Origin of the sequence: Nitrincola sp., assembly GCF_048264025.1 — a bacterium.
Taxonomy (GTDB): Bacteria; Pseudomonadota; Gammaproteobacteria; order Pseudomonadales; family Balneatricaceae; genus Nitrincola.
Genome location: NZ_JBLXDN010000009.1, coordinates 86,007 through 99,063, shown reverse-complemented (window position 1 = coordinate 99,063; position 13,057 = coordinate 86,007). Strand labels below are relative to the sequence as shown.

General features: G+C 51.5%; 12 protein-coding genes. 6 read left to right on the top strand and 6 right to left on the bottom strand.

Going from position 1 to position 13,057, the window contains the following annotated elements; all coding sequences use genetic code 11:
- Nucleotides 1-8: 8 nt before the first annotated feature.
- From parE to ACN0R1_RS09010, 3 genes are all read left to right on the top strand, one after another.
- Complete coding sequence (gene parE / locus ACN0R1_RS09020) at nt 9-1,907, top strand: DNA topoisomerase IV subunit B (protein WP_417582028.1); 1,899 nt, start codon at nt 9-11, stop codon at nt 1,905-1,907.
- A gap of 64 nt (nt 1,908-1,971) precedes the next feature.
- Complete coding sequence (locus ACN0R1_RS09015; protein ID WP_417582026.1) at nt 1,972-2,211, top strand: hypothetical protein; 240 nt, start codon at nt 1,972-1,974, stop codon at nt 2,209-2,211.
- Between the two features lie 101 nt (nt 2,212-2,312).
- On the top strand, nt 2,313-2,780 hold the full coding sequence (locus tag ACN0R1_RS09010) for an LEA type 2 family protein (protein WP_417582024.1): 468 nt from the start codon (nt 2,313-2,315) through the stop codon (nt 2,778-2,780).
- A 3-nt stretch (nt 2,781-2,783) separates the two neighbouring features.
- Here ACN0R1_RS09010 and ACN0R1_RS09005 read toward each other — a convergent pair whose 3' ends face one another.
- The gene (locus ACN0R1_RS09005) at nt 2,784-2,927 is read right to left on the bottom strand and encodes an entericidin A/B family lipoprotein (protein ID WP_417582022.1); all 144 of its coding nucleotides are present in this window, start codon (nt 2,925-2,927) and stop codon (nt 2,784-2,786) included.
- A gap of 117 nt (nt 2,928-3,044) precedes the next feature.
- Here ACN0R1_RS09005 and ACN0R1_RS09000 point away from each other — a divergent pair, with 117 nt between their 5' ends.
- Nucleotides 3,045-3,881, top strand: a complete 837-nt coding sequence (locus ACN0R1_RS09000; protein ID WP_417582020.1) for a hypothetical protein — start codon at nt 3,045-3,047, stop codon at nt 3,879-3,881.
- A gap of 102 nt (nt 3,882-3,983) precedes the next feature.
- Nucleotides 3,984-4,526, top strand: a complete 543-nt coding sequence (locus ACN0R1_RS08995) for a rhodanese-like domain-containing protein (RefSeq protein ID WP_225307438.1) — start codon at nt 3,984-3,986, stop codon at nt 4,524-4,526.
- On the opposite strand, the gene ACN0R1_RS08990 is transcribed toward ACN0R1_RS08995, so the two are convergent.
- The 5 genes from ACN0R1_RS08990 to ACN0R1_RS08970 all read right to left on the bottom strand — a co-directional run bounded on the left by ACN0R1_RS08990 (nt 4,523) and on the right by ACN0R1_RS08970 (nt 11,770).
- Nucleotides 4,523-5,443, bottom strand: coding sequence for a helix-turn-helix transcriptional regulator (locus ACN0R1_RS08990; protein WP_417582018.1), 921 nt, complete (start codon nt 5,441-5,443; stop codon nt 4,523-4,525). The genes ACN0R1_RS08995 and ACN0R1_RS08990 overlap by 4 nt on opposite strands.
- Before the next feature lie 104 nt (nt 5,444-5,547).
- On the bottom strand, nt 5,548-6,714 hold the full coding sequence (locus tag ACN0R1_RS08985; RefSeq protein ID WP_417582016.1) for an MFS transporter: 1,167 nt from the start codon (nt 6,712-6,714) through the stop codon (nt 5,548-5,550).
- 175 nt (nt 6,715-6,889) lie between these two features.
- The gene (locus ACN0R1_RS08980; protein WP_417582014.1) at nt 6,890-9,634 is read right to left on the bottom strand and encodes a DUF2339 domain-containing protein; all 2,745 of its coding nucleotides are present in this window, start codon (nt 9,632-9,634) and stop codon (nt 6,890-6,892) included.
- 93 nt (nt 9,635-9,727) lie between these two features.
- Nucleotides 9,728-10,906: a vWA domain-containing protein gene (locus ACN0R1_RS08975; RefSeq protein WP_417582012.1), complete on the bottom strand. Its 1,179-nt coding sequence runs from the start codon at nt 10,904-10,906 to the stop codon at nt 9,728-9,730.
- 18 nt (nt 10,907-10,924) lie between these two features.
- Nucleotides 10,925-11,770 (bottom strand): AAA family ATPase, encoded by an 846-nt coding sequence (locus tag ACN0R1_RS08970; protein ID WP_417582118.1) that lies wholly within the window; start codon nt 11,768-11,770, stop codon nt 10,925-10,927.
- 175 nt (nt 11,771-11,945) lie between these two features.
- Here ACN0R1_RS08970 and ACN0R1_RS08965 point away from each other — a divergent pair, with 175 nt between their 5' ends.
- Nucleotides 11,946-13,025: an NAD(P)-dependent alcohol dehydrogenase gene (locus tag ACN0R1_RS08965; protein WP_417582010.1), complete on the top strand. Its 1,080-nt coding sequence runs from the start codon at nt 11,946-11,948 to the stop codon at nt 13,023-13,025.
- Nucleotides 13,026-13,057 lie beyond the last annotated feature (32 nt).

Here is a 13,057-nt window from a genome sequence, read left to right as displayed (position 1 = left end):
GAAAACGCATGACCAAACAATATAATGCCGATGCGATTGAAGTTCTCAGTGGTCTTGATCCGGTTAAACGCCGACCAGGTATGTACACTGAAACCGATCGACCCAACCATCTGGCTCAGGAAGTTATCGATAACTCAGTGGATGAGGCCTTGGCTGGCCATGCCAAAGAAATTGATGTCATTTTACATGAAGACGGCTCACTGTCGGTCAGTGATGATGGTCGTGGCATGCCGGTGGATATCCATCCTGAAGAGGGCGTCAGTGGGGTTGAACTGATTCTGACCCGGTTGCATGCCGGGGGGAAGTTCAATAACGATAACTACAGTTTTTCCGGTGGTCTTCATGGTGTGGGTGTATCCGTGGTTAACGCCCTGTCGAAACTGCTGCATGTAGAGATACGTCGTGACGGCCAGGTGCACCGGATCGGCTTTGCCGATGGTGAAAAAGTCTCTGATCTGGAAGTGATCGGTAGTTGTGGCAAGCGCAATACCGGTACAACCGTACGCTTCACCCCGGATCCGAAATACTTTGATAGCCCAAAGTTCAGTTTAACCCGGCTGAAACACAACCTGCGTGCCAAAGCTGTACTCTGCCCAGGCTTGAAAGTCAGCTTCACCGATATGAGCAGCGGCAAGAAAGAGCAGGAAGTCTGGCTCTATGAAGCCGGTTTGGAGTCCTATCTTAAAGGTACCACCCAGGTGTGGGATACCCTGCCGGAAGAGCCGTTTACCGGCAGTTTAACCGGTCAGGAAGACGCCGTAGACTGGGCGTTGCAATGGCTGGTGGATGGTGGCGAAATCACCGCTGAAAGCTATGTGAACCTGATTCCGACTGCTCAGGGCGGCACTCATGTCAATGGCTTGCGTACCGGCCTGCTGGAAGCGATGCGCGAGTTCTGTGAGATCCGCAATCTGTTACCGCGTGGCGTTAAATTGGCCCCTGATGATATCTGGGACAAGTGCTGTTACATCCTTTCAGCAAAAATGCGTGATGCCCAGTTTTCCGGGCAAACCAAAGAGCGTCTGTCCTCCCGTGGGATAGCTGCCTTTATCTCCGGTGCGGTGAAAGATGCCTTCTCGCTGTGGCTGAATAAGCATGTGGAAGAGGGTGAGAAGATTGCTGAACTGGTAATCAATAACGCCCAGAAACGCATGCGCAGCAACAAGAAGGTAGTGCGTAAGAAAATCACCCAAGGGCCTGCGCTGCCGGGCAAACTGGCCGACTGTTCCGGTGCCGATACAGATCGCTCCGAACTGTTTCTGGTCGAAGGGGACTCCGCTGGCGGCTCAGCCAAGCAGGCACGCAACCGTGAGTTTCAGGCAATCATGCCGCTACGCGGTAAGATTCTGAATACCTGGGAAGTGGATTCCTCCGAAGTACTCGCTTCACAGGAAATCCATGACATCTCTGTCGCCATCGGCGTCGATCCTGGCTCAGACAAACTGGATGGACTGCGCTATAACAAAGTCTGCATTCTTGCCGATGCCGACTCCGACGGTCTGCATATCGCTACACTGTTGTGCGCACTGTTTGTGCAGCATTTCCGCCCGCTGGTTGAGGCGGGGCATGTATACGTAGCTATGCCACCCCTCTACCGTATTGATGTGGCCAAAGAAGTATTTTACGCCCTGGACGAAGAAGAACGTGACGCGATCATCGACCGTATCCGGGCCGAGCGCCGTAATGCCAAAATCGGCGTGCAGCGCTTCAAGGGGTTGGGTGAAATGAACCCGCTGCAATTACGTGAAACTACCATGTCACCGGATACCCGTCGACTGGTGCAACTGACGCTGGATATCACTGATGGCACCCTGGAGTTAATGGACATGTTGCTGGCGAAAAAACGCTCCGGTGATCGCAAAATTTGGTTGGAGAGTAAGGGCAATCTGGCGGAGGTTGGGGTTTAAGCAATAGCCGGTGCAGTCTGTTATCCTAGATAATCACTTTTATCTAAGTTTGAAGAGGAGCACCATGGAACAACGCTATAAACACTGGATTCCAACTCATCTTGAAGAGATTTTTACCGCAATACTGACTGCTTTTTTTACGGCGTTAATGTTTCGTGTAGGCATGGGGATGTTTTTGTCGATCATCGGCGGATTGGTCATTGCCTATATGATTCGACTGGTTGCTGTGCCTAAAGCGGTACGTAAAATAAAACAACGTTTATCTTGGTCTGATGAGTCAAAAGACTCTGACAGCTCCTTCTAAATCAAAGCTGAAGCGACTTAATTGGCACCAGCATTCAGCTGATACTCATCCAGACTCTGCTTAAATAGAGCCTAATTTTGGTTTTTTGAAAGGAGTTGACGATGACAAGAGCTATCTGGCTGCCGCTAGGATTGTTGTGTGTACTTTTCTTGAGTGGCTGTGCCGCTTTATCAAGCCATTACGAAAAACCACAGGTCAATATCACCTCCTTCACACTTGCGCCCAATACGGTTGGCATGGCGCCACGCTTTGATATAGGTATACAGATCATTAATCCCAATCGCTCCGCGTTACCCTTTCGCGGCATGACCTATGCGGTAGAGATAGAGGGATACCGAATTCTCAGTGGTGCCACGCCGGATATTCCGACAGTCCCTGCTTATGGGCAGGCCGATTTCGTCATACAAGCCAGTCCCGATCTGTTTGGCAGCGCGCGGCTATTGGGTGACCTGTTCAGTAATAACCAACGTAGTACTTTGGATTATGGTTTCAGCGCCCGGCTGGATGCCGGACGCCTGCTACCGATGATCAACATTGAAGAAAGTGGACAACTACGCCTAACACCTTGATGATCAACTGCGCCCGACACGTTCAATTTTTTCACCACCGCGCTGGATGTCTTTGCCCAGCCCTTCAACGGTATTGCAGCCACTCAAGGTCAGGCTGCCTAGCAGCAGTATCAGTGTCAGCAGCATCAGGTAGGTTTTTTGGATCATAACTGTTTTCCTGTAGGTTGTTTGAAGCCAACGCTCTGAATTTAACCGCTTTAATAATATCATGCTTGTGAATAAATCGGGTATGGCTTCGTTTTAGCGCAACACGAGAGAGTCAGAATGCAGAAAAAAACACTGTTGTTGATTGGCTTGGGTGACCTGGGTGGGCGTATAGCCCAGCTGGCTGTTCAGCAGGGCTTGCAGGTGCAGGGCATGCGTCGCGGTGCTGATGCACCACCCGGTGTCACGCTAATTCAGCATGATGCGGCACATTCCTGGCCGGATCTGCCCTGTCCACCGGATGATGTGGTGCTCTGTCTGTCACCCTCTGGTTCGGGTGTAGCCGCCTATCAACAAGCCTACTTCGAGGTAGCGCAGCAGGCGGCTAAGGCGCTTAGAGATCAAGCCCCCAATGCCCATGTCTGGTTGATTTCCTCAACCGGTGTTTACGGCCAGTCTGGGGGGGAGTGGGTGGATGAGCAGGCTGAGCGTTGCCCCACACGTGAAACAGCCAGTGTGTTAGTGGAAACCGAAAATTTCTGGTTGGCGCAACCCCAGCCAGTCACGCTGTTACGACCCTCCGGCTTGTATGGCCCTGGACGTTACTACCTGCAGCAACAGGCCCGCCAGGGTGTACTGCCCCCGTCAGAGCCACCGATCTACACCAATCGTATCCATATAGACGATGCCGCGCGTGCGGTCATGCATCTGATCAATTGTCGCCAGCAAGGCAAGGCGCTTGCCTCAGCCTATAATCTAACCGATACCTGTCCCGCCAGCTTGCATGAAGTGCTCAGTTGGTTGCAGCAGCAACTGGGCGTGGAGGCAAGGTCGACTGTCCCGATTCACCGCGATAGCAAGCGGATCTGTCATCAACGCCTTAAAGCCAGTGGTTTTGTCTGGCACTATCCGGATTATCGCGCAGGCTATTCGGCGCTTTTAAGTCAGCAAGCCTGATTTAAATCCAGACGTTGCCACTGTACGACCAAGGATAGATTGCGGTCGAGTGATAACTGCCATAATATTAACTTAATCTAATTTAAAGATGAGGAATGTATTGTGCGTAAATTGATTTTGGCTGCTGTTCTCTCTTGCCTGCTGGCTTCGCCGGTCTGGGCGATGGGATTAACCCCGGAAGAAACCTATGCCCTGAAGCAGGAGCAAGGCGATCAGATGCTGTTTATTGATGTCCGCGATCCCGTAGAGGTGATGTTTATTGGCTCAACCGATGTTGTGGATGCCAATATTCCGTTTATGCAGGTTGATCGCTATGACTGGGATGAGGAGAACAACCGTTTTCGCATGTCAGTGAACCCAAATTTTGCCGCTGAAGTTGAAGCCCTGCTGGAAGCACGCGGGTTGGATAAAACGGCGCAGGTGATCACTATGTGCCGTTCAGGCAGTGAGCGTGGCGAGCCCAGTGCCCGTTATTTGCAAGAGCAAGGCTTTAGCAATGCAGGCTTTGTGATCAATGGTTTTCAGGGAGGCTCGGCAAAAGAAGGTCCTCAATCGGGTATGCGTGTCGTTAATGGCTGGCAGAATTCTGGACTACCTTGGGGCAGCCGTATGAATGCCGAAAAAATTTATCGTAGTCAGCGTTAATCCTTTAGCCGATATTGATTTGGGCTTATCCCTTGCAGGTTAGAAAACACCTTTGAAAATCGGGATGCACTGCTAAATCCACACTGCTCAGCAATGATGGAGATAGGAAGATCAGTGTTTTTCAGAAGACTGGAGGCCTGTTCTATCCTGCATTTCAATACATAGCTATGAGGCGTGGTTCGGAAGGTCTCCTTGAATGCCCTGGCGAAATGATACTTGCTCAAGCAGGCCAAACCAGCCAGCTCTGCCAGTGCAAGTTCGTTACCAATATTATCATGTATATAGTCAATCAGGTCGTGCTTGCGTTTCAAGCTCAACATCGGCAATCGATTTATAGCTTCAGTATTGAATTTACAATAACGTTTTAGAATGTATGCAGAGAAGGTTTCGATTAATTGCTCTATATACAAGTGCGATGAATTACAGGGATTTTTTAATTCACTCTTAAGTTCACCGGCTAAACCAGCCATAAATGAATCCTGAATATTCATTCTATGATCTAATGCTATGGATGAAGTGTTAATAGAAAAAACTTCCAGAGCTTTAGATTGCAACTTTTTCGGAGTGATATGGATTCGAAAAATCGATGGAGTCTTAGTAGTGTGTGTAGTAACTGAGCGCCAGTTGATACTGTTTTCATTCGCGGGTGCGATATACCAATCATTGGTTCGCTTGGTGTATTTTCTCCATAAGCCTTGGTTATACTGATATTGACCCTGCTCTTCTGCAGATTCATATAATACAAACTGATGATCTGTGGTAGCGGGACGATCACTCTCAATAGGCTGATTAGATTGCGTATGCCAACCAATAAAACAGCCATCCAGACACAAATCACTGGTGCTTAAAAGCAGTTCGCCTGGAATATAGCGTGTATAGCCATAACCCTGTATTAACTCCGTGCTGGTTGAAGCCATTGCCTAGCCTTAATTGCTGCCTTAATAGCAAATTAGCATAAATAGGATGTAGCACAAACACAAGTTGGCCAGTTAACCCAATTAGCATGAATTAATAATAAAAATCAGTGTTTATATGCGCTCGTGCTAATTAAAAAAGATGCGAGACACAAAGCGGATGCCGCAATTAATAAGGTGTTAAAAGACCCAATATCATACATCAGCCCGAAGGTGATACCGGCTACCATAGTGCCGCCATAGGCTACGGCACTGTAGATTCCCATCAACCGCACTCTCTGGTTTTGATCAAGCTGGGTTAGAATTGATACCAGGCAGTTAAGTCCGAGTTGGTTGGCAAAGCCCCAAATTAGGCACCCGGCAAGTAACAACCAGTAGTTCGTTGCGAGAACAACAAAAGACAGGTAAACCAGTGCCAGGCTGAAAAGGGTGGGTTTAATGAGTTTTTGCGGCGTGTGTTCATCCAGTCGCTTCCCAGTCAGTCCTGCCACTCCGAAGCCTATGCCATAAGCCAGCACTGTTAGGCCGGAAAAAGAGGTGGAGTAATGTAACGTCAATTGAACATGGCTTCCCAAAAAGGTGAAAACGCCATAGAAGCTGACCATGTAAAGGAAACAGATCAGATAGGTCGGTAGGGAGGCGGGTATCTTGAGTGCAGAGCGTAATGACGTTGGTTCTGTTCTGTTGCCAGTCTCAGCGTTGGGTAACCACAAAAAACCCAGGGTGGCGGCCAGACTCAATCCACCAACTAAGAAATAAGCATAGCGCCATGATAGCAAGTCGGCGATGAATGCACTCAATGGCACCCCCGCGACCATGGCTAAAGACCAACCCGTTATGACCTTTCCTAAGGTGGCAGACTCTTTTCCTTTAGGTGCGACTACCGCTGTCATAGAGTAGAGCGTCGGTAGCATTATTCCCGCAGCTAAACCAGCTACGGCCTGACTCGCTAATAGCATTTGCCAGCTCACCGCCAGGCCTGTAGATAAAATGCCTAGGGTTAGCACCGCTCCAGATACCATGAGAGCTGTCTTATACCCAAATCTTTGCACATACCCAGTAAGAAATAGTCCGGTTAAGGCCAGTGCACCTCCATATGCAGCTACAGCCCGTGCAGTTTGACCAACGCTTGAGCTTAGGCTGGAGCTGATGTCATGCATCACCGGGCTCATTAGAAAAGCATTAGAGCCAACCACGCTTACGCCCAGTAATAGTACCAGGGTCTGGATAACGAATTGATGATTAGCCTCGTGTGAAGACTCCAAGCTGGTCATGATCTATCTCCTACTGGCTAACCCGAAGACCATTGAGTCTATGCATCTTCGTTGTTCAGTAACGGGTTTTCATCCTCGGCATTGACTCCAATAATCTACATCAATCAGCCAGAAAATAGCTGTCAGATCTTGCTGTGTTCTTGTCAGAACTTGCGCAATCTGCGGTGGTTTATTTTTACCGGTTTGTCGGTGTGGATGCTTCCGAAAGCTCGCTGACAGCCGATCGGCGGAGACTCATCCACTGATGTACAAACGCCAATCCCAGTAAGCACAGTCCCAGTCCCATGAACGAGGCAACGCGCAGCAGGCCAATTAGGTCGGACATGTCGATCAGGAAAATTTTGGCGATAGTGATCAGTAACAGCAGCATGCCTGCCTGATACAGGTGCATCCATTGGCGTAGTGAGCCTATCAGAATGGCGCTGGCCGCCATGAGTAACCAGACCAGTGAATAGCTGTAAAGCTCGCCACTTTGCATCGGTAGATCAGTAGACAAGCTGCCTTGCCAGAGATGACGGACCTCCAGGGTGATAAAAATCCAGCTGCCGATACCAGCGAGCCCCCAAAAGCCGGTGCGGTATTCCTGTAGATACCAGCGAGCTGCCAGTACAAAGATCAGTATTGGAGCGCCATAGGCTAGCAGCAGACCGTTAAATATAGGTGTGCTGCTCAAATCGATTCGTGGGTTGAACGCTGGGTTGAGCGAAGTGAGGAGTACCAGGTAGTTGAGTACGGCGGCTAACAGCAGCAGGCGCGAAGCGAACAGACAGAGTGCGTGAGTATTCTCAGCCAGCGCACTGCGGTAATAATACACCAGTCCGATCGATCCCCAGATCAGGGTGTTGAAAGTCGCTTCGGTGAAGCTGTAGTGGTGTATAAAGAGTGCGCCATCATGCAGCCAGTAGCGTAGCAGCATTGCCAGGAAAAGTACCAGCAGATGCAGGCTGGCACCTTCAAGCCAGCGTGACAGTATGTCCTGACGGTTGATTCGGCTGGCAATCAGCACCAGTGCCAGGCAGCCGCCATAGCTGAGCAGAGAGGTATCATACTGCTGCAGCACCCAGGGTTGCAGTGTCAGACGGGCCAGTATCAACATGATTAAGGCTTTCATTACGCCACTGAGCAACGGATCGGGATGTTGCTGGTGCAGCCAGGCCAGCGAAACTACCTGCGCCGCCAGTGCCAGCGTCAGGGTGGCTGGTTCCAGCAGTATTACCGCCGCGAGGGAATAACCCAGATGACCGGCAAAGATCAGCCAGCTGCGGCTGCGATCCTGTTTTGCCCGCAACTGTGCGCGGCCAATATAGGCAAGGCCACACAAGAGTGATGCGGCGCTCCAGAACCAGTCTTGTAGCAGGTTACCGGCTAGTTGCCAGGCCAGTGCCAGCGCAATCAGCGGCGTGAGTACCCCTAAGGATAGCACCAGTGCCGGGTAACGGCAGTGGCTGCGCAGTTGCCAGAAGGCCTGTGCACCATAGGCCAGTGTCCAGAGTAACAGTAGCTGCAATAATTGCAGTTGTTGTTGTGGCAGCAGCGGCCTGAAGACCAACCCGAATTGCCAGTCGGTATGCAAGTGGGCGATAACCAGGCTGGAGAATAGCAGTAGGGCACTGCTCCAAGGCAGGAGCTTCAGGCTTTCGTTGAAGCGGCTGGCGAACAGCAGTAACAGCAGCAGCGGTGTCCAGTACCACAGCGCCGAATGCCAATCAGGGCGCAGGGCAATATTGATCGCTTGTGCCAGGGTGATCAATACTAAGCCGATGAACAGGTGTTGCTGTGAGGCGCTATCAAAACGCAAGAAGGCTTTGATTGAACGGCGTCGGGGTTGATCCGCAGTGGGCTGCATCAGGCGGAAGTTGAGCGTAGGAATACTAAGAAACAGATAGGCACTCAAGGTCAGATAGAGCCCCGTCCATTCCAGTGAGCGGCCACTGAGTTGCAGTAGCCACCACCAGCTCAGTGTACCTGCCAGTGTGAGTACAAATAGCCAGCTTCTCTGTACATAGCGCTGTAGAAACAGTGACGATCCGGTAATAATCAACACATAGATCAGCACAGGTAACAGATCACTGCCACTGCCGCCCAGCATCAGGGGAACCAGATAGGCACCGGTGATGCCGATCAGCGCCAGCACCGGACCATGCCACACAGCCAGTAGCATACTGCCCAGAGAGACCAAAGCCAGCAGGGCAAATACCAGCATCGGTGGCCAGAGTTGATAAAGGTGCAGTGCCGATAGAATGACGCTGTAGAGCACTATGCTGGCTCCCCCTGCCAGTGCGGCAACAGCGGTATAAGCGGTGTTGGTTTTACGTCTGAACCATTCGGCGGCAACCAGTAATCCCAGCCCCAGCAGAATGCCGAGCAGAATCCTTGCTTGTGGCCCCAGCAAGCCTTGCTCCATTGAATAACGGGCAAGGAAAATGCCGGATAAGCCGACGCATAACCCGCCCAGCCAGACCATCCAGTTGGCTTTGAGCGAAGACTGACCTGCCGGGGTTGCGTCTTCTGCCGGTTTAACCTGTGTTTGTGGCTTGGGATTTGCAGGGCTAGCGCCCCAAGGATCTGTTGTTGGTGTTTCAGACTCTACGGATTCTACGGATCTGGTTTCAGGGGCGGCTGTATCGAAGTCAGCATCCGGTTCAGTAGCTGTCGCAGGGGGTTCAGGGGTGGCGATCTGGCTTGCCGCCATCTTGGCACTAAGCTGAGTGGCTAGATCCGCTTGTGTGTCAGTCTGGCTGGTCTGTGGTCTAGCCGGTTGTTGAACGTGGCTGGTATGTTCAGGTGGACGCTGGTGCTGCAGTTCAGCTAACGTTCGCTGGAGTTTTTTCAGGGTGAAGAAGTTAGTCCAACTCAACACTATGCTGGAGAGCATTAATAGAAAGAACACCACTGCCATGACCAACCATGTATCATACATAGCTCAACCGCTTCCCTAAGGTTTATCAAAGACCTAACTCTAGAATGCTTGCCGCTTAACTGCAACTCTGATTACATACCTGGTTGCCCAGGATCATGTTTTACTTAGATGTCTCATGGCCGCATCAAGGCCTTCCAGCGTCATCGGAAACATGCGCTGTTGCACCAGTTGCTGCATCATGCCAATCGACTGGGTGTAGGGCCAGTAATCTTGGGGCACGGGGTTGAGCCAGATCAGACCAGGCCAGGTGTCAGTGACGCGCTGCATCCAGGTTTTTCCCGCTTCGGCGTTCATATGTTCAACACTGCCGCCAGGGACAGCGATCTCATAAGGTGACATGGAGGCATCACCAACGAAAATCACCTTGTAGTCCTGAGCGTATTTATGCAGCAGATCCTGCGTCGCTGTGCGTTCATTGAAGCGTCGCCGGTTATCTTTCCATACGGATTCGTACAGGCAGTTATGGAAATAGAAGTGTTCCAGGTGTTTAAACTCGCTACGACAGGCACTGAACAGCGCTTCAATCATGGTGATATGGTCATCCATGGAGCCACCGATATCGAGAAACAGCAGGACTTTCACCGCATTGTGCTTTTGCCGCACCATTTTCAGATCCAGATGCCCGGCATTTCTGGCGGTGGCGTGAATGGTGCTTTCAAGGTCCAGCTCTTCTTCAGCCCCGGTGCGGGCAAATTTGCGCAGACGCTTCAGTGCCACCTGAATATTGCGGTTTTCCAGATTCTGCTGGTCATCCAGATTGCGAAACTCACGCTTTTCCCAGACCTTAACTCCACGACGGTGGGTCGATTTACCCCCGATGCGAATGCCTTCAGGGTTGTACCCCCCATGACCGAAAGGGGAGGTGCCGCCGGTGCCGACCCATTTATTACCACCAGCATGCCGTCCCTGCTGTTCTTCCAGACGCTGTTTCAGGGTCTCCAACAGTTTGTCCAGGCTGCCAAGGCTTTGCAGCTCAGCCTTGTCGGCTTCGCTCAGGTAGCGCTCGAAGGTCTGACGCAGCCAGTCATCCGGGATCAGTTGTTCCACTGTGGTCTCTAACTCGCCGATGCCCTTGAAGTAACTGGAGAAGGCCAGATCAAAGCGATCATAGTACTTTTCATCCTTGACCAGGCAGGTGCGTGCCAGCAGATAAAAACCATCCAGATCGGCAAAGGCCAGATCGGCCTCCAGGGCACGAATCAGGTCCAGCAGCTCCCGGGGTGTTACCGGAATTTTTGCAGTGCGTACCGCTTGAAAAAAATCGATCAGCATGGTGTTTCCTTAGGCTGATCAGCGCTGCTGGCGCCGAATCATAAAGGCCAGGCGCTCTAGCAGTCCGGCATCCTGTTCGTTTTTGATCAAGGCTCCGCAAAGCGGCGGAACCGCTGATGCGCTATCCTGTTCCAGCAAGACCTCACGTGCCAGGTTGTCGGCCATGAGTAGCTTGAGCCAGTCAACCAGTTCGGAGGTGCTGGGTTTTTTCTTTAATCCGCTAATATCCCGCAGGTCATAAAAGACTTCCAGGGCTTTCTCTACCAGCTGTTTCTGAATGGAAGGGAAGTGCACCTCGATAATCTGGCGCATGGTGTCCTGGTCAGGAAAGCGGATATAGTGAAAAAAGCAGCGCCGCAGAAATGCATCCGGCAGCTCTTTTTCATTATTCGAGGTGATGATCACCAACGGACGGTGAGTCGCTTTGATCTGCTGCTGGGTTTCATAGACATAGAACTCCATGCGATCGAGTTCCAGCAGCAGGTCATTGGGGAATTCAATGTCGGCCTTGTCCACTTCATCAATCAGTAACACGGCAGGCTGATCGCAGGTAAAGGCCTCCCAGAGTTTACCGGGGACTATGTAGTTGCTGATGTCGTGCACCTTGTCATGGCCCAGCTGTGAATCACGCAGACGTGACACCGCATCGTATTCGTACAGCCCCTGCTGTGCCTTGGTGGTGGATTTAACATGCCAGGTGTAGAGCGGCATATCCAGCGCCGCTGCCACTTCTTCAGCCAGCAGGGTTTTACCTGTGCCCGGCTCACCCTTGATCAGCAGTGGCCGCTGTAGTGTAAGGGCGGCATTCACCGCTATCTGCAGTTCGTTTGTTGCGACGTAGCGTTCGGTGCCTTTGAATTGCATTCGTGTGTCTTCCATTCAGATCCATCAACTCGAACAACCAGTGTACTGCGTGTGTGGTTGCGGCTCAAACACTGTTCGCTGCGGCTGCATGGCAGAGTTGATGGCCATGATCTACAGTTAAGGTGATTAATAAAAACCTTATAAAAAGGATTGCTAAATTTAAGGAGATACAGAGATGGCGATGATGATGAAAGCGGCTGTGTTCGTTGAACCCGGTCGCATTGAAATAGATGATAAACCGGTACCGGAGATAGGCCCGAATGATGCGCTGATGAGGGTGACCACAACGACTATTTGCGGTACGGATATACATATTCTTAAAGGCGAGTATCCGGTTGCCAAGGGCCTGACTATCGGGCACGAACCGGTGGGGGTAATAGAAAAGCTGGGTGCAAATGTACAGGGGTATCAGGAGGGGCAGCGGGTGATAGCGGGCGCTATCTGTCCGAGCTTTACCTCCTATGCCTGTCAGGATGGTTGTTCGTCACAGGATGGCGGCAGTCATGCCCATGGATACAAACCCATGGGCGGCTGGCGCTTCGGTAACACCCTTGACGGTGCGCAAGCTGAATACCTGTTGGTGCCGGATGCGCAGGCCAATCTGTCACCTGTGCCGGATGGACTGACCGATGAACAGGTGCTGATGTGCCCGGATATCATGTCAACTGGCTTTGCCGGAGCTGAAGCGGCCAACATACGTATTGGTGACACTGTAGCGATATTCGCCCAGGGACCTATCGGCTTGTGTGCCACCGCTGGTGCAAAACTGCGTGGAGCCAGTCGTATTATTGTTGTAGATGGCATAGATGAACGTCTGGCTATCGCCCGGCAAATGGGCGCGGATATTACCCTGGATTTTCGTAAAGTCGATGTGGTGTCAGAAATCCTTAAGCTGACCAATGGCCGGGGTGTGGATGCCTCCATTGAAGCCCTGGGGTTGCAGTCAACCTTTGAAGCGGCTTTGCGGGTACTTAAACCGGGCGGCACGCTGTCCAGCCTGGGGGTCTATTCCAGTGATCTGTCGATTCCACTGGATGCCTTTTGTGCCGGGCTGGGTGATCACAAGATCATCACGTCCCTCTGCCCAGGTGGTAAGGAGCGCATGCGGCGTCTGATGGATGTGATTGCATCCGGGCGTGTGGATCTTGGACCCATGGTGACCCATCGCTATAAGCTGGAAAATATCACTGAAGCCTATGATCTGTTTTCACACCAGCGAGATGGGGTGTTGAAAGTGGCGATTCAGGCCAGTTGAAGCCAGTTTAGGATAAGGTGGCGGGCTGGATT